We start from the raw sequence: 21588 nt of genomic DNA on the forward strand, positions 1-21588 counted from the left end.
TATGGCCACGCCAGATCTGTTATCAAAGAGTTCTGGTTTATTTGAAGATGAATTCTCTCCGAATGAACCTGAAATCCCTTTTTTTGAAGAACCCTCTGCAGAAATATTTCCGCGTGATTTAAAAACTTATCCAGCTGAGCTGCGCGATGAAGCCCTTAGGCGCTTAGCTTATATTCAGTGGGTTGGAAAAAGGCTTGAAGGTGGCTGGACTGAGAAAAATCTAACGCCATTGTTACATGTGGTTGGAGATAAATTACTAGCGCCGTTGCCTTCATGGCGCACACTTGCCGGTTGGCGAAAACTATATGTATCTTCAGGTCGTTCTGTTGAAGCGCTAATTCCTAAACACCACAAGAAAGGTAACCGTCTTGAGCAAAATACAGGTGATGACCTTTATTACTGGCAGGCGGTTAATCAAAAGTATTTACGTCCAGAACGTCCCTCAATCGCGTCAGTGTATGAATACTATAGAGACCTTATCACGCTGGCGAATAAGGGCGTAGTTCAAGGGAAAGTAATGCACGTTAGTCGCAGCGGATTTTACAATCGAATCAATAAGCTACCACCCTATGATGTCGCACTTAAACGTTATGGTAAACAATATGCAGATCGAAAATATCGTCCTGTAGGCGCTCATATTACCCTCACGCGAGTGATGGAGAGAGTTGAAATAGACCACACGCCCTTGGATCTTATCTTATTAGATGATGAATTGAATATTCCACTGGGTAGACCGTATTTAACCCTGCTCATCGATAGCTACAGCCATTGTGTTGTGGGCTTCTATCTGGGGTATCGCGAACCTAGTTATGATTCAGTTTGTAAGGCGCTATTAAATGCTTGTTTGGACAAAAGCTATGTAAAAAAACAGTATCCTCATATCCAGCATGACTGGGAATGCTCAGGAAAAATTGAAACGCTGGTTGTCGATAATGGTGCAGAATTTTGGAGTAAAAATTTAGATCAGCTATGCCGAGTAGTTGTGAGTGATATCCAGTACAACCCTGTAGCTCACCCTTGGCTCAAACCGTTGGTAGAGCGGTTTTTTGGAACTGTTAACAAAAAGCTTCTGGTCTCAATACCGGGAAAAACATTCTCTAAAATAGATGATTTAAAGGACTACAACCCTAAAAAAGACGCCGTCATGCGCTTTTCAGCCTTCATAGATGTGTTTTATAAGTGGATTATTGATGTTTATCATCGCTCTGCTAATGCCCGCGAGACGCACATTCCTTATTTGTCGTGGCAAATCGGCGTTTCTGAATTCCCTCCCGCTCAATATACGGGAGAAACAGCAGAGCGACTCATTATTGAATTAGGCCAAACTTTTGAGCTTGTTCTACGAAAAGGAGGCTTACATCTTAAAGGGATTCATTATGAAAATGATGAACTGGTGGAATACAGGCGCAGTACATCACTACCGTCGGGAAAGAAGAGCCTAAAGCTCCTAGTGAAGCTAAACCCTATGGATATGAGTTGCATCTATGTGTATCTGAAAGATCAAGATCGCTATATTAAAGTCCCTAGCGTAGATCCGGATAACTACACACAAGGATTAACATTACTTCAACATCAGACCAACAAGAGGTTGATTCGCTATCAAACCCGTCGGCACGTCGATATGGAAAGCTTAGCTGAAGCCAGACAGTATATAGAGCAGCGGGTACAGGAAGAGGTCGATAATATTCAAAGACGGCCAAAGAGACCAAGCAAAAGCATTGGCGGTATGAAAAGCTTAGCCAAGCATCAAAATGTTGGTAGCGATTCAGTATCCTCGGTTGTTCCCAGCAAAGTGCCAATGAATGAAAAAGTAGAAAACCAAAAGCCTGAATCTGACGATTTACTCGACAACTGGGACGATATGGTCTCGGATCTGGATCCTTATTAATGATCACTCTCAGCGAAGAGCAGACAAGCCGCTTACTCGCGTTCAACGACTGCTTTGTTGAACATCCGGCCCTAACAACCATCATCGAAGATTTTGAGCGCTTACGTTTCAACCGAACTCTGGGGGGAGAGCAGCAGAGTATGCTCATTACAGGTGATACGGGCTCAGGCAAAACTCAGCTTATCAATCACTACAGTAAGCGTTTCTTTAGTCAGCAACGGCGTAACGTGTTAACAAAGCCTATTCTGGTGAGTCGTATCCCAAGCAAGTTAACGCTTGAGCATACAATCATTCAACTATTGATGGACTTAGGGCAGTTTGGGACAGAATATCGTACAGGACGTAGTCATGAGTTAGGGCTCACGGAATCGCTCGTGCGATGTTTGCAGCTGTGTGAGACAGAGCTGATTATTATTAACGAATTCCAAGAATTGATTGAATTCAAGACAGCCCAATACCGGCAGTTAATCGCTAATCGTCTGAAATATATCACTGAAGAAACGAAAATTCCCATTGTGTTAGTCGGTATGCCCTGGGCTGAATTGATCGCAGAAGAGCCGCAGTGGGCTTCTCGATTGATTTGCAGGCGCCAAATACCTTATTTTAAATTATCGGAAGGGCCAGAGGACTTCGTGCGATTCTTAAAAGGTTTAGCCATACGAATGCCTTTTGATCTACCTCCAAAGTTAGAAGAAAAACATACAACGCTAGCGCTATTTGCAGCCTGCAGAGGCGAGGTTCGTAAGCTAAAGCACTTATTGAATGAGGCGGTTAAAATGGCACTTTTTGACGGTGCTAAAACTTTGACCAAAGAGCATCTAGCCAATGCCTATCAGCTTTTTTATCCAAGCCTGCTAAATCCCTTTCTGCAAACGATCAATGACCTAAAATTCGCAGAGGTTGCTAGTTATTCACGTTACGACCCGAATGCAATTTCTGTTGATGAAGCCCTGATTGCTACAAGATTTACGGATCAAATGTCATTGACCCAGTTGTTAAAAAAGTAGTTTATTCAGTCCAATGCAAAGAAGAAATGTTGACTACCTCGAAGATCCAAGAAGCACAAAAACTGGCGTGGCAGTGGACAGAAGAGCACTAACACAATTTTAATGAAGGCAGAAAACCCGTACTCCAAAGCAGCTTTTTGTGTCTAAAATTCCTGATACTGGATGGAGATAGAGTGTGTCAAACGGGACCGGTCGCGGCTGTGCGCGGCTAGGACGAAGTGACCCATCCGCGCCGCAGATGTCGCTGAGTCATACGCTCGACCACCACGCGGCGCGAGGAACTTGAGATGACACATCACACAATACCACACCACCACCCGCACAGTGACACACCAATAAGGGACACTTCCCGCCACGACATCGTCCATGAAATGCGCCTGTTCTCGCGCACCGGCGGGCGTTTGTATTTAACCAAAGCCGAGCGTCACGCCTTTTTATGTGCGGCCCAAGACGAGTAGCCCGCGCGGGTCTTGTTTTGCCAGATGCTGCACGATACCGGCTGTCATCCTTCGAAAGCACGGGAAATCATCGCCAACGGGTCTTATGGGCAGACGGGCGATCGTCTTTCGGACTCTCAATAAATGCACACACGACTGGCGAGGGCGTGAAAAATTGCCCGAATTTCGTGCGGTACCGGTATCGTGACGCTTATTGGATTGGCTGGATCGCGTCTTTAATATTCGTCAGCGTCAAAAAGGTCCGGGCCGGTATTCACTGCGAACAAGCAATCGGCTAAGGCTTGCATCATGCCTACGGGGTCGCCATGATGACAGCGACGAACCGGTCCCGATTAACTTGTTAGCCAAAGCGATGGGGCACAGTTCAACCAAGACCACCGAAATCTTCCTTCTCGCTACGGCGACGAAGAGCGGAATTTATTTTTAGCGGCTAGGGATGATGACTAGCTTACGCAAAGGGATAAGTAATGGATAACCAAAAAGACAAAATCGTATTAACCGGCGAGGATGCGTTTGAAAACTTTTTAGCAGTGAAAGAGGTATGGAACGCCTATGCTGTGCAATACCTTGAAGCCGAAGTTGATTTTTCGGATGTGGATTTTTCACAGTACGGCACAGTCGATCATATAGGGTATGATTTCTCAGGATACCTTTTCCCCAAGAAAGGAGACGTGTTTTTTTAGTGCTTCTAGTTATATCTGGCTGCGCTCAAAAATTGGTAGAAAACTAGTGTTGTCCAGTTAACTGAAGAAATGGACATGTTTTTGGGAGTAATGACTGATTGTTATACCCTTGAATTTAAGAGTGAGTCAGTTAATTAACTCACCGCTTTTATTTGCGAAAAGGTACAGCTCAGCTAAATCTTCTCGGCCATGAGCAGTGAAAGCAGAAACTACCTTAATTAAGCTGTCAGTTATAACTTTGGCGGTTTTTCCTGCACCAATAGGGTTCGTTGGACTGCAAATAGGCTCTACAATACCGTAACCGACAACCATATACATATGCGGATAAGGTAATTGTTCTTTTTTTAAGTGAGGATTTTTTATGTAAGTATCCCATCCACCTATAATGGTATAAGACTTTACTAATGCCCCAGCCTCTTCCATCAATTCGCGTTCAACAATATCCATAAGTTTTTCTCCCGGTTCTTTCTTTCCTCCTGGAATGTGAAGCCTACCTTCTTCGTCTATTATGTATAACCATTTATCTTCTACTTTAGGAATAATATATGCGTTACCAATCAAGTTATCGTCAGGAGGATCAAAGAAGTTTTTAAATTGAGCTTTATGTCCTGGAGATTCTACTAAACGAAATAAATTTGGGTAATTTAGGTGCATCTGCTCGACTGTATTCATTATTTATTGTTACCTAATTAGAGGTTAATTGGTAATCCACCCTTTTTTAACCGTTAATTTTCGGGGGGGGGGGGGGGCAATTCTTGGGTTGGAAAATTCATCGCGAATTACATTAAATTCGTGGGGACTTATGAATCCAGCCGGATATTGCGTATCTTGGGGCTTGAGAAAAATTAGAAACTGGCAGTACGCAATGTAGTAACGGGACATCAAAAATAGTTAACGTATTATATGAAGGTATAATGCAGTCGGTTACACTGTCCGTATTTTTTTTATTAAAAATTAATGTTTGTCCACCCCAGTGATGCTCCCACGTTTTATTTAGACTTAGTATAAATGTTAAAACTCTCTCATTTTTAGGATCGCTATCGTCATGAGTACTAAGATAATCACCTGCCATATATCGACTGAGAAAACTTACAGTGCTGTTCTTAGTGAATTTATGGCCAGTAATCTCTGTAAATAATGAATAGCATTCATCTGAGTTTAGAAAACTTCCGAGCTTTGATAGGGGGTGGAAAGACGGTAATTCTTTTTCAGGGCTGTCTCCATATTTCATTACTGCTCGAAAGTCGGCTCGTTTGGAGTCTGCCGTCACACCAAGCAGTTTTTTTATTGTGATATTTGAAAGTGGAAACTTATCGAATCTATAATGAAAGTCGTGAGTATTTGATACGTCAGATTTATTGATGTAGTGTGGGTTTCCTCGGAGCGCTTGATACCAAATATTCCCTTCTGTCACATCGTTTAAGGATGAGTAAACCAGCTCTGAGTCTACTGGATCCAGAGCGTCAGCAATAGTTATAATTCGTTGCTTTGAATATTTATCCTTAAGCTCTGATATCTTTAGTTTTTCTGACCACTTCATGGCAAAAACCTTTTTAGTTATATGGATATAGTTGTCAGCTTTTTTAATTGTCGAGCGTTACATAGACTTCATCACCAACGTAATTCTTTGATATTTTCTGTACAAAAATTTTGAGTACCTGCCATCCAAAACTGCAAGCTAAACCTGTTATTCTCCCAGGATTCTTCTTTTTTGAACACTATTTTTGTAGCAGCATGATTAATTATTGTTGGAAAAATTACGAGAGAGTTATTTGTAAACGGTATTTTTAGAGATTTGTTGTTGTGCATAAATAGTGTATCTCCACCAGACAAGTTATTACTTTTGCATAAAGTAAGGTTGAAAGTGAATAGGATGTTTCTAGAAGGAGAGCTTCCATACAAAAGTGCTCCCTCTGCAAGCGATGTATCCTTGTGCCAATTATAATAATCACCGTTACCATATGAAACAATATGAAACCTACCATCTGGTCCTTGGCTAGGGATGACCCTAAAAATGTCATGGCTTGAATATTTAAAAAATTCAATTAAACCTTGGTGGAATAAGTAATTTTCGATAAAGTCATAAATTGCACTTGGTACTTTATGGGTAATATTTTCATTTTCCTCTTTACATATAAAAGGAAACCAAATATCTTTTCCCATACAAAGAGACATCTTTTTACTGTTTGATTTGTCTTTAGAGTTCCAATTTGGAATATTGAATTTTTCCTCATATTCTTTTAAAACAACGTATAGATTATCTATCATATTGTCAGGCAAAAAATCATTAACCAATATAATTGGAAAGTCTTCAAATTCTTTAATAGTAAACATCTTGATTCCCAGTAATTAATTTGTTTATATTAGCTTTATAAGTTTTCTTATTTCTTGGTCAAACGTAGGGTACTTTTTATCTATTATTTTTAGCCAAAGACCAAGAAAATCATCAATGGTATCAATATCAGTTTTTTCTATATCAAGGTTTGAGTGTGCAAAATCACTTAGAAAATTTACTAATTTATGATTAGGTTTTATTCGGTCTGTTCGTTTGAATTTATCTCTATAATAATGATAAGATTGCGCTCTTTTTATTACTGTCTCCTTATCTATAAAACTGTCGTTAGAATCGGGAGAAAAAAAGAAGTTCTTTTCTAGTTCTTTGTTGAGCCCAGTAATTTTCTCTGCTGGAAGAAAATCCAAATAAAAATTGCCAGAATCGATAATTAATATGTGGATATCCATGATATAATTGCTAACTTTTGAATACCATTCTACAATTTCCCAAGCAGAGCTTGAAATTTGAGACAAGGTAAGCGAAGCGCGTGATTCTTCTAAGGCTATTTGGTAGCGTTGGCACGCTCGCTTGGCATTCTTCAATGAATATGACATCCAGAAAGTATCAACCCCCATCATTCTGAATCCCATATAAAATGCACACAACCGGTGTATATATCTGCCTACCTTGTAGTTATAATTTGACCCACAACCTGTGATATTTTGTTCTGAAGCAAATTCTTTCATCATTTTATTTGTGTTTATTATATTTTCTTTAGCGAGGAGATCACGATTATTATGGCATGACCTCCAAGAAGTGCGTTGTAAACCATTGTGGTGGGATACGATCTGCATATGCTCTTTGCCAAGATCTGAAATCAATTTATTCAAAACTCTATTTTTATCGCTTTTTTTACCCTCTGCTCCTTTATAAATTATGGAATTTTTTGGAATCTTGACAGAGCCCAAAAACGAAAAGCCTGTAGGCCATACGTTAACAATATTAGATTTTGTACAATCATTGATATTAGCATATGGAATTAGAACTAAGCAGGAGAAGTGGTCGAAGTTTTTATCGCCAGTGATAGTGCCATTGATGCAGAATTCAATGATAACTCGTGGTACTTTTAAGAGGGAGTGGCGCTCTTTCAAATAGCATATGTTTGGGATTAGCGTATCTTCTTTTGGTAACGCTCTAGGCATATGAACAAGGACAATCCCTTCAGCTTGAATTCTGTCGTTAGTAAAAAGCTGATGTTTTTTGGGTTGCTTTTCTTCTACTCCAAATTTTGGTGATTGGTGGTTCATAATGGTTAAGTCCATTTGTGTATGCTTCATTAATTATTTTTAGGTTTTCAACGGTAGATGGGGCAATGAAATTTTTGTTTAATGGCAATCCATAACGCCCTAAATCTAGTCGATCAGCATCCCAACAAGATTGAATGACAATATTGTCTATTTTTATTGGATAAGTATGGAATTTACACGCTTTATAAAGAAGGTCAAAGTCTCTATCAGATAGCTCAAAGTATTTGCCGCGAAGTGATTTTGCAAACTCTGCTCCACGATATCCATGGCATTTATCAATACTTTCAGATAGCCTCATTGAATCATGAAATATTGAAAATAATTCAACGACTTCACCATTAATTCCGTGTAGGTCAGTTATTATTTTTCCATTTATATAAACTCTAGCCCAATGATTTATTCCATGAAGTCCATCTAAATCTAATTTGAAGGAGCTTATAATCGCTTGCATTAGGTCTTTTTGAATCGTCATGTTGCTAATACCTCGTTAGTTTATGACGACCTTGTATCTTTATATCTCTGAGTGCTTGTTTCCAGGAGCTAGAAATAGTTGGTTGCGAATCAAGGAGCTTAATGTTATCGATGCTTGGGACGACTTTAGTGTCATCCATATCATAAAAACCACATAACTTACAAAACTCTTGTTTTAAATTGTCCATTTCATCAACTTGTTCAGGTAGCTTCTTATAGCCTAAATTTTTACCAAATATTCTGTCAATGCTGCCTGCAACTGGACAGTGATAATACCCATTTGGTGTTAATCCCATTCCACAATATGTAGTATTTGTGCATGCCAAAGTAAAGTCATCTTTTGATGTGTCTCTAATATCTATTGGCGCCATATTGAAATGACCAATGTGAGCAACATTTTCTGAACTTTTATTTGAGTTATCTATTATAATTTCGCATGGCAATTCGGATAGTATTTTTTTAGTTTTATTACTATATCCATTCGTGCAGACTATTATTTTTGGTTTATCTTTTTCGTAAAAAGAATCTCTATATGTTAGTAGGAGTCGTACAATTGTTGGAAAATCAGGATGGAGTGTTGGTTCTCCACCAACTAGTCGAATTATTTTCCATTTATAGGAGTTTAGATTACTTTCGGCAATGAATCGTTCAATCTGATCGACAGACATTCTTTCACCTGTTGGAGACGTCCCGCAACACCGATTGCAATCAAAACATTTTAAATTACACTGCCACGTTATATCTATCTCGATCTTGTGGCGTGATCGTAAGAACTTGTATTTTCTCATCGTGCTAGCCTTACTGTTAGAGTAGTGTATTGGAATAATATTTCATAGCCTCCTACTTTTCGATAAATGTTATTTCTAACATGAATGTAGAAAAATTACTGAGTATCGGTTTTTAGCCTCTTTGATAATATTTCTTTAGAGTAAAATACTCCAATGCTGCACTTAGGGAGTACTGCTTATCCTCAGTATTTGTACACAAGTCAATAATATTAATATATGTATGACACCACCATATCTGGGTGGTTATAGTCTCAATATTTTTAAGAACTTTATTATTAACTATTTTTTATCATATTTTTTCTTCAGCTCATTCCTCCATTTTTCTTTCCACTCTTCTGGTGCCGCATCTACTATGACCGACCAAGGAGTTGAAAGACTATCGTCAAAAAGCGCATCCTTTAAATTATTAAGCTCTTCGTCACATAAATCAGGGATATATTTATCACCGAGATTTTTCCTCCATTCAGCTTTAGTTTCATCATCGACACTCTCCACAATCCTGCTCCAAGGTGTGTCAGGTCCTGTCTCTAAGTCAAAAGCTCCGCTGAAATTCTCTAGATCTTCTTCTGTTACTTCGATAGGTTTCCCATCACTTTTTTTAGTAACCATTTAAGTGCTCCATATTTCAATTATTGTTTAATTTTTAAAACAAAAAACCATCGTTTTAATCTTATAAAATTAAACGATTTAGGTAGATATATTAATTTTTAATCTACTATATAATTATCCCTTAAGTAGTGTTAATTAATGTCAGCTTAACAGCACCTACCAAACGTAGGTTGATTGCTCAAAAACCTGCTAACAAGTCACAAGTTAAATTGAACACATCATGTACCATTTTGCTTTAAGGTCGCCGAACTTAACTTGTCTGCACCTTCCTTAGCAGCTATCGAGTATTTCCCACTCAATAAAACCACAATGACAATGTTTTATAGAAATACATACAAGATTAATGCCAATAAATAAGTACTTAATTATTAGTAAGTTACTACTCTACAAATAAAAATCAGGGGCAAAAATAACCCAAAAAAAACTATCAATCTGTTATCTATTACAAATTTATATAAAGTTTTTATAATCAATACAAATACTTAACATCGAGTGGGTTGTTATATCCGCATACGGGTTATTATTAACCCACGCCTCAATAATATAAAAAGTTTTTAACTACAGAATAGCGGGATTTCATCTAATAAGTGCTACGTTAATGTGCATGATAATCAACCTATTAAAATTATTACTCATTCTCATGACGGTACTACGGAGGCTACGAATTCAGGTGAATACATTAGCTATAATGGGGCTTACAGATGGATTGGGGCAACTTGTTCGTACCTTCCCTCGTACTTACTACTCACAGTTTGCAAAAACTAGAATCAGTTAAGGAACATGCGATTAAGCCCACCGCTATTAGTGCAATACAAGTCATAGTTTTTCAGGGGTACATCGATGGATAACCAGCTTACCTTTGCCGACAATGAATTCAGTTATAAGCCTCGCGCGTAAAGAAAAGTTTATTGGTCGCATGGAGAGGTTAGTTCCCTAGTAGCGTTTAGCGACAATAATCAAGCCTTATTATCCCAAAGTGGGAAAGGGTCGCCGTCTCATCCGTGGATGACCATGCTTCGGATTCCCTGTTCAGTTGAACGGCCAGGTATCGTAAGCGCAATCACTGCATAGCAAACGCTCAAAGAGAGGTATGTATTGCTCTTTAGCTTTCTTTGTGCATCTCCAATTCTTCAGAGGCGTTAGCGAAGATGTTCGAGTTGTGTGAAGTCTTCCCTGTTGATCATGACTGGGGGGCAAGATGGCAAATTTAACCAGAAAGTTTATTACCGGCGTGAACTGCTTCCCGTACCTGAAGTACAGTCGTTCGAAGATCCTAAGATAAATTGAGTGTATAAGTCGTTTTAAGCTGGATGCTCAGGTGATGCGTATTCTGGTGAAGTTGAACGGTGATTCTCCCGCTGTGTCAGGCTTGTTGTCGCCTCATATTTTAATCCAAGGAGACAATAATGCCGGCACATGCAGTAGACTTAGAAACCAAACAACAAGCTCAAACGTGGTTGTTACCACCTTACTCATATTCACATAGGCAGATAGCTGGTGAGCTGGGTGTAAGTGTAGGCACTATACATAAGTGGAGGCAGGAATTGGTTGATAATGGGCATGGGTTTGAAAGTGATCAACAAGATAGTAGTGATTATTCAGCCGACCAGAAGTTTGCAGCTGTTATTGCAACAGCCACGATGTCAGAGCATGAATTAGCGAGTTATTGCCGTGAGCACGGTTTGTTTGTTGAACACGTTAAGTCTTGGAAGGCTTTATCCATCGCGGCTCACCAACCGTCTCAAGATAGCCAGTACAAGTTAGATACTGTCCGACGAGCGGATAAGAAGAAGATCAAGGCACTTGAAAAAGAGTTGCTTAGAAAAGATAAAGCACTTGCAGAAACGGCTGCATTGTTGGTGTTGCGGGAAAAGTACAATGCCCTTTGGGACAACAGCGAGGAAGATTAACCCCTCTCCCTGAGCGGCACAAAATCATTAAAATGATTAATGTAGCTACCTTAAATGGCGCTAGAAAAGCGATAGCATGCAAAACACTTGGGTTATCAATACGCACTATTCAGCGGTGGTATCATGAGAAAAGTGGACAATTATTTGAAGATGCGAGGCCTAACGCCATTAGGCCAGCACCCACAAACAAACTATCACTAAAAGAAACAGCACTTATCCTTAAGACCTGCAACGAAGAAGAATTTGCCAGCTACCCACCTGGCTATATCGTGCCTACCTTAGCTGACGACAACCGTTATATTGGTTCTGAATCAACATTTTATAGGGTGCTTAAGAAGGCCGGTCAGCTCGCTGACCGTTCGTTGACTAAATCGAATAAGAAACACACTAAGCCAGAGGCGCAAATAGCAACCAAGCCCAATGAGTTATGGAGTTGGGATATCTCATATTTAGCCACTCAAACAAGAGGGCAACATTATTATCTCTATCTAATTGTGGATATATTTAGTCGCAAAATTGTCGGTGCAGACGTGTATGACCGAGAGTTGGGAGAGCTCGCTGCTGATTTTCTTCAGCGTACCATTTGGAGTGAAAAGTGTGTGAATAAAGGCACTGTTTTACATTCTGATAATGGCGCGCCAATGAGAAGTTTTACTATGCAGGCTAAAATGCGTGATCTAGGTGTTGCTAGCTCTTACTCAAGGCCCAGGGTCAGTAACGATAATCCTTATTCTGAATCACTCTTTAGAACAACAAAATACCATCATTCGTGGCCTAAAGATGGTTTCAAAAATTTATCAGAAGCGAGAGGCTGGGTCACAAACTTCGTAAGTTGGTACAACAAAATACATAAACACAGCGGTATTAAATATGTCACGCCAGAGCAACGACATAATGGCTTGGATAGCCAATTGTTGCTCAATAGAAAAGAAACATATTTAAAAGCGCAGCAAGCAAACCCGACTAGATGGCGAAATAATATTCGTAATTGGGACTTTATAGATGAAGTGTCATTAAATCCTGAAAGCAAAGACGTTGCTTAGCAACAAAATGCGACAACATCCTTGAAAAATGGCGAGAATGGGTGTTCATGTTGAGCCAGAATATGCAGGTGATTCCCATGGGTTATTTTCACTGCTTGTTGCAGCTTTACTTCTTCTGTGAACAATCCTGGCTCAGAACGCCCTCATCCTTTGAGTGTTGAAATATGTTTAGTGCAAAAGTGGGCAAATATGAGCTAATACTTTGCAGTCCCTTTTACTATGTGGGATGCAAATGTAAAACCAAAGTAGTTTCAGAAGTATCTCGAAAAATAGTGTTGATTACACTTCAATACTGATCCAAAAAAAATACTTTACAGTAGGCGTTATACGGCTCTAAAAATTTTCTAAATTAACTAGTAACAAGAAAAATAATGTTTAACTTTCAAGAAACTGAAGTATTAAAAGCACACTGGAAAAAATTGATCCAGTGCTGGCTTGTATTAGCGTAATTGGTGGTTATCAAGGAAACTATAACAATATAGAATCAGTCGTTAACCGAATTATTTTTGATGAGATCTCTAATGAGGCGATTTACGGCCATTTTTAAATGCACTGATATCACCAATGGAGGCCACCAGTGCTGTTGCGCTAAGATGCCTAAGCCGGGAATACTAAGAAGACGTTGGCAGTCTTCATTTTGTGCACAAAGTGATTCAAGTGTATTTTCCTGCGTTTTAATGCGTGCATCTAGATGTACCATCTCTTCATAGAGGTTGTTTAAAAGCTCTCGAAACATCGAGGTCAATTTGTTGCCGGCATCCTCCAACACCAAAGGTATCGACTTTCTAATAGATGAAATCCCTTGCGGAATAATCAGGCCATTTTCCATCAGCAACCCACGAATTTGATTAGCATGCGCCGTTCCTATAGCAACAGCCTGGCTGCGGATTCTGTGTAGGCTTTGAATATCTTGTTGTGCCACACTCTTTGAGGGAACAAAACGCATAGAGGGGCGCTGTAAGGCTTCACAGATCGCTTCGGCATCAGCGGCATCATTTTATTGGATTTTACAAATTGTGGGGCAATCATATGTACCGTGTGGCCAAGCTTCTCATAAATGCGCGTCCAGTGATGTTACCCACCACAAGCTTCGATACCAATGATACACGCTGGAAGTTGAGCGATGAAACCACATAGATTTTTTCGGGCTAACTTCTTTTTAAGTACTGTCAGGCCATTATTATCACACAATGTGAAGCTGGAAACTTTGTTTAGCTAAATAGATTCCTAGCACGGCAATATTATTTTTTACGTTATGATTACCCATGGTTTGCTCCGCTCTTTTAAATGTATGTTCGCACAAACACATCATAGCTCATTTGAAGCTGTATCGGGAGTAGAGCGGTAGGTCTTGCGTTTTGCCTTTCCCTGTATAAATGCATCATGACCGCTCTGTAGTAACATATGCCATGATCTTTCGGCTGGTTTTTATCTTCATACTTGATTAGATCAGACATCTTCTTTTTCTATAGGATAAATATTAAAAGTCCCATTGATTTCCTCATGAAAGAATACTAAGTATTGCTTAGTATCAAATTGCCTGTAATACTAAGAAAATCTTAGCTTCATTCCACTGATAGTTAAGATAAATGAATAGTCCATTGGCACACAGATTGAGGTCTGCTCGACAGGCTGCCAATCTTACACAGCAACAACTCGGTATTCGGCTTGGTATGGATCCCAACACGGCAAGCGCTAGAATGAATCAATATGAGAAGGGTAAGCATGCTCCTGATTATCAAACTGCCAAGCGTATGGCGGATGAGTTAGGTGTACCTGTTGCATACCTCTATTGTGATGATGATATGTTGGCAGAATTGATTTGCGTCATCGCTAAGCTAAAAGAATCAGAGAAGGCAGAGTTGTTAGAAAAGCTGAGGTAAGGGGGGCTGCTGGGGCGTTAATAGTTTCTAGATGGGCTGTAGATGGATAACGAATAGTGAATACGAGGTCGTATGCAGCTACTTGTCAGGCCAGAACCTTATGAAGATGAATCGTTAGAGAGCTACTTGCTTCGGCTCTCATCGGCTAATTTTCTTGAATCCTACCCGTTACTCAGCGGATCTATTCGGGAATGGTTATGGGAAAATGACCGCGATGCTGCCAGCGCATTTCCTCTCGCTTTATCCCAAATTAATATTTACCACGCCAAACAAAGTAGTAGTTTTCGTATACGTGCGATCCGCTTAGTTGAGTCTCTGACTGGTTTAGAACGGTTGCCGTTACTTAAATTAGCGATTCTTAACTCTTCTGATAAATACGGCAATGGCTTGAGTGCCGTTGTCCGTAATGGCGTTTTTACACCTCGCTGTTTTTTGCGCAGTGACGGTATACCTGTTTGTCCTCATTGCTTAGCCGAGTCCTCTTATATACGCCAGCATTGGCACTTTTTACATTATTCCGCCTGCGTTGAACACGAATGCGTATTGCTGGAGCGCTGCCCTGCTTGTAAAGCGACGCTGAATTATTTAGACCATGAGCAAATTGGAACATGTACCTGCGGTTTCGAGTTGAAGAGTGCCAGCGTTGAAAGTGCTGATTGCGACGCACTAACACTGAGCCAAATTGTAGTAGGTCACATCTCTAACACAGAAAGCGCTTTATCTAGTGAACCATCGCTCTCAATCAGGTACGGCGCGTTGTTGTGGTATTACTTGAGAAGAAACAAAGGATTGGAGACGGATAAAAAGATTGAACCTGCAGGCCTGAAGGGCGCGCTTGAGTATTTCAGTCGTTGGCCTGAGTCGCTAAAAAATGAGCTACAAGGCTGTGGTGATACAGCAGAGCAGCGTTTAATAGCAGGCTTCAACAAAACGTCATTTCAACATGTTTTTGGAAACATGGTCTTATCTGCCAGTCATTTTCCGAGCGAGCATGTGAGTCAGAACTTTATACTGGATGAGGTATTGTCATTCCTTGAGGCTCTAGTCTTAGACAACCCAAAAACAAAGCGAGCTAATATAGCTGATGTATTGCTATCTGTGGCAGAGGTTGCCGTTGTTCTTGCAACATCTCATGAGCAAGTTTATCGGTTATACCAGGAGGGTTTTCTGGAGCTTTCGTTGCGGCTGCCGAGTAAGACTAAACTTGGTAGCCATACGCCTGCATTTTATCTACGCCAGGTCTTTGAGTTTCGTGCTGCGCATGGTCAGCCATCACCACAAGCCCAGAACGCCTATCTTTCAGGGTGGTAATGAATATGGACTTTCTCCAGTTACTTAACCTTAACGATCAAGATGAGCAATCTCTACAGATACGCAAAGCCTTCGCGCCTTACACGCCGTTGTTAGATGTAACGGGAAATGAAATTTTAGCCCTGGTGGTTTTGCTGAATCTGACGTTAAAGCGGGATACTGTTAAATACCTGTTAGATGAAAAACTTGCCAAAGCTACATTGAAAAATCAGAAGCACCTGGATACTTGTGTATCAGAAGTACGTTGGTTGCATAGCCATAATCTAAAATATCCCGATACCAGAGTATCTGGGCAGCGTTTGATCGTAGAAGCTCAACCAATGACCGAAGGCGTTATTTCTTCGTCACTATTTCCACTGATGCTTGGTTGGTCTCACAATGCGAGTGCGGTGAATAAAGCGAAGTTGTTTGGATCATCTTTTTTATGGAAGCAACGGGTTTGTAACCTAGCGAATTTACTTGTTGAAAAAGAACTTGAGTGGCAAAAAGCATTTCAAGCGTTAGGAATGACAAAGCGTCAGGTGTATGAACTAAGAGAGCAGGTACTGCAGGCGATAAACGAAAATCAGATACCGTCAGAGGTGAGTGATTTTTCACCTCAGTTACGTTTCCCCTATGAAGGTGATTATATTTCCATTACGCCAGTGGTGTCTCATGCGGTACAAGCATCACTTCAGCAGCATAGATCTCAACACGTAGGGCATTTTGCTGATGTTAGTCATGCTCACCCTGCGAGCGTGGGGGATTTGAGTTCATCGCTTGGAGGGCATATTTCTGTATTGAATTACCCACCACCTGTTTGGCCTTCAAATACAAGCAACCTGCATCATTCAAGGCTGGCCAGAGTCTTGGCGGGAAAAGAAGTTTTTGAAATCGGAGCTATCCGTAATAAAGCTTTTCTACAGGCCTTGGACGCATTGGCGTCAAGTAACAGGCAGCAAACACGACAACTAAGAAAGAAGAGTCGTGTTGTTAGCTTACGATTTATTAGAAAGAAACTGGCAGAGTGGATTGCCCCACTTATTGAGTGGCGGGAGGTATGCCTGGAAAATGCTTACAGCATTGATGATTGCGGAATTGGTGTATTAGAACGTCAGTTATTAGAAGTCGACTATGACCAATACCCAACATTGATCTCTTTATTAAACCAGCGTTTACACCAGCAATTACAAAGGGGTAACACAACGTCAAAATACGCTTATCATCCACAGCTACTAACACCCCTGAAAAGTCAGCTCTTATGGCTTTTGAGAAGCTTTGGAAAGGTAGCAACACCACCTGAAGTCCCCTCATCTTCGTCACAGTATTTGTATCTTCAAGGATCGCGGGTGTTTGATGCCAACTCATTAGCAAACCCCTATCTTACCGGCGTTCCTTCACTGACCGCCTTATGGGGCTTTGCGCATAATTTTCAAAGACGAATGAATAAGTTGATGAGCCGTAACCTTCGAGTAAAAGGCGTAGGTTGGTTTATACGTGGTTATTCAGCAAAGCCAACGTCAAAGTTACCTGAGTTTTCTGTTCTGAAAAGAGATGATCAATCCATAAAACGCCCTGGTGTGATTACATCGAGATACTGCGATTTAGTCATGGATGTTGTTCTTGAGCTTGAACGGAATGACGAAGAGGTACTACTCACCAGTGCCGATGTGCAGTTTTTACAGGCGGCGCTGCCTTCTGCTTTCGCCGGTGGGTGCTTACAACCCCCATCTTTATATGAGAGTAAGGACTGGTGTAAAGTTTACTCAGATCGGCAGTTATTATTTTCTACATTAGTGCGGTTACCAAGAAATGGATGCTGGGTATGCCCGTCAAAAACGAAGCTAAAGGGCTTTGACGATATATTTGAAAGCTGCAGTCGGGATAGTTTTGAAAAACCAGCGATGGTGGGATACGCGTTACTGGAAGAGCCTGGTGAGCGTTATGGAAGCATCGAACAACCTCATGCTTTTGCTGAGCCGCTTATTGGTATGGTCAATTGTAAATCAGCCATTGAGGTACGTTTGAAAGGGGAGAAGGCGTTTTTCAACGACTCATTTTGGAATATCTATACAGAGAAAAGATGTATTCTTATAAAAAAAGCATAAGGTGGGCGTTATGGAGCTCTGCAAACATCTTAGTTATCAGCGATCGCTGAGCCCTAGTAAAGCAGTCTTTTTTTATAAGACTGATGTGAGTGAGTTTGAACCTCTGCAGGTCGAAATTAATCATATCCAAGGTCAGAAATGTTCCCACTCAGAAGCTTACCAGTCGGGAAACCAGCCTAAAAATATACAACCCCAAGATTTGGCTTATAGCAATCCTGTCGCAATAGAAACCTGTTATGTACCCCCCACCGTCAATGAGCTGTACTGTCGCTTTTCTCTCAGGGTCGAAGCCAACTCGCTTCATCCGTTAGTTTGCAGCGATGAGTCAGTACATCTTCTTCTGAGTGAGTTGGCGCTTAAGTACAAAGCTGCAGGAGGATACCTGCAGCTTGCTGAGCGCTATTGTAAGAACATATTGTTGGGTGGCTGGTTATGGCGAAACCAACACGCAAAATCTATGCAGATAGAAATACTAACGTCTGATGATCAGTCTTTTGTGATTGAAGATGCGACTCAATTAACCTGGGACAATTGGCCAAAAAAAGAAAGCGGCGTTCTTAAAGCGCTAGCTGCTGGTATGGAGTCTGCTTTAACAGACCCAAGCGTTTTTTGGTTCGCGGATATTACCGCCAAGATAAAGACCACGTTTTGCCAAGAGATCATCCCCAGCCAATGCTTTACCGACCATTTGGCCAGAGGTGAAGCGTCGCGCCAATATGCGAAGGTTGAGTTACCTGATGGAAGAAACGCCGCGAGCTTTAATGCGGAGAAGGTAGGCGCTGCAATTCAGAGTATTGATGATTGGTGGGTAGAAGGCGCTGAAAAAAAGCTACGAGTCCACGAATATGGGGCTGATCGCCGCTTTATTATCGCTCAACGTCGTCCAGACAAAGGCAATGATTTTTACTCTCTTATTAGACATTGTGAAGAATATATAACGTTATTGGCAGACTTTAAGAAAGGGAGTTCCATACCTGATGATATCCATTATGTGATGTCAGTTCTTGTAAAAGCAGGCATGTTTCAGAAAGGGAAATCTGGATGAAACGCTACTTTTTTTGTGTGAAGTATCTTTTGGATGGATCAGACCCGCAGTTGTTAGCTGGGCGGTGTATCTCTGTTTTGCATGGCTACATGATCAAGCACTTAATCAGTAGTATTGGTGTTAGTTTTCCTCAGTGGAGCTACGAATCACTAGGGTTGTCTATTGCTTTTGTTAGCGATGATTTAGAACACTTGCGCGCATTACGAGCCCAATCGTATTTTAAGATGATGTCTGATGAAGGTTTTTTTGCAATAACAGAGGTTATGCAGGTGCCTGATAATTTGCAAGAAGTACGGTTTGTTCGTAATCAATCCATAGCTAAGTTATTTGCGGGAGAAACAAGGCGTCGATTGGCGAGAGCAAAGCGACGAGCAGAAGAACGCGGCGATGTTTTTGAGCCGGTAGTATCAAATGATAAACGTGAAGTTGGGCACTTTCATCGCCTCAAGGCTGGTAGCAAAAGCAATGGGGAAGATTTTATCCTCCATATCCAAAAAGAGAACGTTAATAGACCGCTTGAAGATGAGGTTGATACGGAGTTTAATAATTATGGATTTGCAACGAATATTAGTATTAGAGGAATGGTTCCTGAGTTAAGTGAATATATAACAAAATCAAGAATTTAGCAGGTCGATTTATTTATGAATTAAACTGTAATTTTGATCAACAAGGGATAGATTAGATTTTGATGTTTTCCCTGCCGAATAGGCAGCTGAAAAGAACTGCGGAGCGCGTTGGTTTAAAGAAAAAGAATGCCCTGCCGTGTAGGCAGCTGAAAAGTGGGGGTAAATCGTGGCTTTAGCCACCGCTGAGTATCCTGCCGGGTAGGCAGTTGAAAATAGGACTGGAAGAAAGCAACCACATCGGTCTATAAAATCCTGCCGAAAGGCAGAATGGTATTGATACTGTCTGGTAAGGGGATTGGCAGAACGTTAAGTAGACGTCAATTCCCTTGTCAGCATTAGCTATTAAAAATGTGAAGAGGTTAGATGTATGCCGTTTCCTTGGTTTCCAGTTACAGCCCTGGCTGTATTTGCGATCATTATTTGCTCTATTGGTCTTGCTGTGCACTATACCCATAAAAAATATGATCAAGACCCAATAAAGAAACAATAATCAGTATCTCTGTGTATTACGCTTTTTCTAGCTCGCTAATACTGTTTATTCTTTGTTGTGTATTTTACCGAGAAACACCTTGAGATAAGGACTGGAGGTAAGCAGGCACATCGGTCTGTTAAGTCCTGCTGTGAAATATTAACGAATTTAATAATCACACGGTAAACGCTGTATTGTTTTGGATACTTTTTATTTTTCTTATGTCATGTCGGATTAATTGAAGTCTAACCGTCGGAGCTTAATTTTAACCAATCTTTTTTTGTATGCTCATAGATCCTATCCCATTCATATTCATCATGTATAGTTGGAAGTGCAGCCGCCATAGCGAAAGGCAATGTGTTTGAGAATAGCGAATGCAGTTGATTGCCTACGTCATGATGCAGGAGATGATAGCCACGTTTATCTGAATAAGATTGAAGATATCTTAATAATATCAGATAGATCGTAAGTACTGAGCGGTTTTTTTTTGAAAGGTTGGAGCTTGAATCGATAGCCCTGTCGCAATAGTAAATAATCGCTGGAAGATCCATATCTTGGTCTGGAGAACCAGATAGAAAGGTACTGCAATGGCCAATACTTATTGCTAGTTTCCCTTCACTATAACCATCAAAATTATCGGCTGTACAAAGAACTCTACAGAGATTATCCACTGCAGAAGTGAGCGAGTCACTTACACCTTCTAAGAATATGTTGTATCCGATGAAAAAGCGCTGGAGTGCAGTAAAAAACTGCTTTGTTTCTTTTTGTGGGACTGGGCGTGCGGTCCAGTGCATCACCGCATTGAATCTGCTCATGTGAGAGAGAGCGTCACTAAAGAGTAGATTATTATTGGGGACAGCAGTTCCTTGCAGATAATGCTTAAGGTCATCAATCAACTTATTTAATTCTGTCCATTTTAAAAATTTCCGATCACGTAAAAAACCATATTTTGTAAGTATTAGCTCTTGAGAAATATCTTCCAGTATAGGCAAAAGGATAATTTCGTTTTCGGCTTCCTCTTTATCCCTAATAAGCTGTAGTTCTCGGTTAGTCCATTCTTTTGAGAGAAAGGCTTTCGAAAAGATAACCAGTCCGAATCGGGCGTTATTCAGGGCTTGAGGAATACTTTGATCAAGGTGTTCGCCCAGTCTAAGATCTTGTGAATCAATCCAAAATGTTATTCCGTTATCTTTTAGAAGCTCCGTGAGCGGCTTTATATAGCTATCCTTGTCTTCGGATGCGTGGCAGATGAAAACGTCTTTATGGCTCATTTGTTGACTCTAGCTCCGTTAAATCTTCTACGCCTGCCATGTCTGATAGCATACGAGTATAAATTGTTAGCTTATCTTGTAATGAGTGAAGTTCTTCTCGGAATTCAAGGCAGCACAGTGAATCATTATCGAAGTCATTACGCTTAGCAACAGGGTGCCATTTAGATGTAAATGGACGTATGATTTGATTTAGCACAACAGCTGCTATCTTTGTGAATTCAAGACAATGGCGGCCGTTCTCTTTTAATATGTCTCTGGTTAATGGAAACATCTGATGCACGCTATCTAACGCGGCGTATTCATCTCCATCCCTGACCTCTAACCGCTGAGTTGTTACGCGTGTAAGTAGCTCTACATATAGTGTAAGCGGCCGGTTATCACACCTTGCTAATAACCGCCGACGTCCAGTTGTGCGGTAGCAATTCACCAATGACATTGTTCTTCTGCGTTGGCAGTC

At 40.6% G+C, this 21588-nt stretch carries 20 protein-coding genes; 9 read left to right on the forward strand and 11 right to left on the reverse strand.

What is annotated here, in order from left to right:
* Nucleotide 1 precedes the first annotated feature (1 nt).
* From BM099_RS14480 to BM099_RS14490, 3 genes are all read left to right on the forward strand, one after another.
* Entirely contained in the window at nucleotides 2-1888 is a 1887-nt protein-coding gene (locus BM099_RS14480; RefSeq protein WP_090728841.1) for an integrase catalytic domain-containing protein, read from the forward strand.
* Entirely contained in the window at nucleotides 1888-2895 is a 1008-nt protein-coding gene (locus tag BM099_RS14485) for a TniB family NTP-binding protein (protein WP_090728842.1), read from the forward strand. The genes BM099_RS14480 and BM099_RS14485 overlap by 1 nt, the downstream gene beginning before the upstream one ends.
* A 925-nt stretch (nucleotides 2896-3820) precedes the next feature.
* On the forward strand, nucleotides 3821-4036 hold the full coding sequence (locus BM099_RS14490) for a hypothetical protein (RefSeq protein ID WP_090728843.1): 216 nt from the start codon (nucleotides 3821-3823) through the stop codon (nucleotides 4034-4036).
* 126 nt (nucleotides 4037-4162) lie between these two features.
* Here BM099_RS14490 and BM099_RS14495 read toward each other — a convergent pair whose 3' ends face one another.
* The 7 genes from BM099_RS14495 to BM099_RS14525 all read right to left on the reverse strand — a co-directional run bounded on the left by BM099_RS14495 (nucleotide 4163) and on the right by BM099_RS14525 (nucleotide 9486).
* Nucleotides 4163-4708 (reverse strand): NUDIX hydrolase, encoded by a 546-nt coding sequence (locus BM099_RS14495; protein WP_090728844.1) that lies wholly within the window; start codon nucleotides 4706-4708, stop codon nucleotides 4163-4165.
* A gap of 112 nt (nucleotides 4709-4820) precedes the next feature.
* On the reverse strand, nucleotides 4821-5576 hold the full coding sequence (locus tag BM099_RS14500; protein ID WP_090728845.1) for a 2OG-Fe(II) oxygenase: 756 nt from the start codon (nucleotides 5574-5576) through the stop codon (nucleotides 4821-4823).
* Nucleotides 5577-5647: 71 nt separating this feature from the next.
* Nucleotides 5648-6370: a 2OG-Fe(II) oxygenase gene (locus BM099_RS14505; RefSeq protein ID WP_090728846.1), complete on the reverse strand. Its 723-nt coding sequence runs from the start codon at nucleotides 6368-6370 to the stop codon at nucleotides 5648-5650.
* Nucleotides 6371-6394: 24 nt separating this feature from the next.
* On the reverse strand, nucleotides 6395-7618 hold the full coding sequence (locus BM099_RS14510) for a hypothetical protein (RefSeq protein WP_143083785.1): 1224 nt from the start codon (nucleotides 7616-7618) through the stop codon (nucleotides 6395-6397).
* On the reverse strand, nucleotides 7551-8090 hold the full coding sequence (locus tag BM099_RS14515) for a hypothetical protein (RefSeq protein ID WP_090728848.1): 540 nt from the start codon (nucleotides 8088-8090) through the stop codon (nucleotides 7551-7553). The genes BM099_RS14510 and BM099_RS14515 overlap by 68 nt, the downstream gene beginning before the upstream one ends.
* 4 nt (nucleotides 8091-8094) lie before the next feature.
* Nucleotides 8095-8877, reverse strand: coding sequence for a radical SAM protein (locus tag BM099_RS14520; RefSeq protein WP_090728849.1), 783 nt, complete (start codon nucleotides 8875-8877; stop codon nucleotides 8095-8097).
* A gap of 279 nt (nucleotides 8878-9156) precedes the next feature.
* Nucleotides 9157-9486: a hypothetical protein gene (locus BM099_RS14525; protein WP_090728850.1), complete on the reverse strand. Its 330-nt coding sequence runs from the start codon at nucleotides 9484-9486 to the stop codon at nucleotides 9157-9159.
* A 1457-nt stretch (nucleotides 9487-10943) separates the two neighbouring features.
* On the opposite strand from BM099_RS14525, the gene BM099_RS14530 reads away from it, so the two are divergent.
* Nucleotides 10944-12439, forward strand: a protein-coding gene (locus BM099_RS14530) for an IS3 family transposase (RefSeq protein ID WP_415860143.1) whose coding sequence is annotated in 2 segments (ribosomal slippage) — nucleotides 10944-11364 and nucleotides 11364-12439 — 1497 coding nt in all. Because the reading frame shifts where the segments join, the coding sequence is not laid out codon by codon here.
* 484 nt (nucleotides 12440-12923) lie between these two features.
* Here BM099_RS14530 and BM099_RS14535 read toward each other — a convergent pair.
* On the reverse strand, nucleotides 12924-13385 hold the full coding sequence (locus BM099_RS14535; RefSeq protein WP_090728851.1) for a hypothetical protein: 462 nt from the start codon (nucleotides 13383-13385) through the stop codon (nucleotides 12924-12926).
* 643 nt (nucleotides 13386-14028) lie between these two features.
* On the opposite strand from BM099_RS14535, the gene BM099_RS14540 reads away from it, so the two are divergent.
* The 5 genes from BM099_RS14540 to cas6f all read left to right on the forward strand — a co-directional run bounded on the left by BM099_RS14540 (nucleotide 14029) and on the right by cas6f (nucleotide 19391).
* The gene (locus BM099_RS14540) at nucleotides 14029-14322 is read left to right on the forward strand and encodes a helix-turn-helix transcriptional regulator (protein WP_090728852.1); all 294 of its coding nucleotides are present in this window, start codon (nucleotides 14029-14031) and stop codon (nucleotides 14320-14322) included.
* A 72-nt stretch (nucleotides 14323-14394) separates the two neighbouring features.
* Complete coding sequence (locus BM099_RS14545) at nucleotides 14395-15633, forward strand: TniQ family protein (RefSeq protein ID WP_090728853.1); 1239 nt, start codon at nucleotides 14395-14397, stop codon at nucleotides 15631-15633.
* A 5-nt stretch (nucleotides 15634-15638) separates the two neighbouring features.
* Nucleotides 15639-17720: a type I-F CRISPR-associated protein Csy2 gene (locus tag BM099_RS14550; protein ID WP_177201193.1), complete on the forward strand. Its 2082-nt coding sequence runs from the start codon at nucleotides 15639-15641 to the stop codon at nucleotides 17718-17720.
* Nucleotides 17721-17730: 10 nt separating this feature from the next.
* Nucleotides 17731-18765 carry a type I-F CRISPR-associated protein Csy3 gene (gene csy3, locus BM099_RS14555; RefSeq protein ID WP_090728855.1) on the forward strand — a complete coding sequence of 345 codons (1035 nt, stop codon included), beginning with the start codon at nucleotides 17731-17733 and terminating at the stop codon, nucleotides 18763-18765.
* The gene (cas6f, locus tag BM099_RS14560) at nucleotides 18762-19391 is read left to right on the forward strand and encodes a type I-F CRISPR-associated endoribonuclease Cas6/Csy4 (protein ID WP_090728856.1); all 630 of its coding nucleotides are present in this window, start codon (nucleotides 18762-18764) and stop codon (nucleotides 19389-19391) included. The genes csy3 and cas6f overlap by 4 nt, the downstream gene beginning before the upstream one ends.
* Before the next feature lie 9 nt (nucleotides 19392-19400).
* Here the strand turns inward: cas6f and BM099_RS20475 are convergent, their stop codons facing one another.
* The 3 genes from BM099_RS20475 to BM099_RS20580 form a co-directional block, all read right to left on the reverse strand.
* Nucleotides 19401-19571, reverse strand: a complete 171-nt coding sequence (locus BM099_RS20475) for a hypothetical protein (protein ID WP_177201194.1) — start codon at nucleotides 19569-19571, stop codon at nucleotides 19401-19403.
* 534 nt (nucleotides 19572-20105) lie between these two features.
* Entirely contained in the window at nucleotides 20106-21131 is a 1026-nt protein-coding gene (locus BM099_RS14565; protein ID WP_090728857.1) for a toll/interleukin-1 receptor domain-containing protein, read from the reverse strand.
* Nucleotides 21121-21588: hypothetical protein (locus BM099_RS20580; RefSeq protein ID WP_218150147.1), on the reverse strand; the 468-nt coding region annotated here is incomplete at its 5' end. The genes BM099_RS14565 and BM099_RS20580, both read right to left, overlap by 11 nt.

Origin of the sequence: Neptunomonas qingdaonensis (genome assembly GCF_900113275.1) — a bacterium.
Taxonomy (GTDB): Bacteria; Pseudomonadota; Gammaproteobacteria; order Pseudomonadales; family Balneatricaceae; genus Neptunomonas; species Neptunomonas qingdaonensis.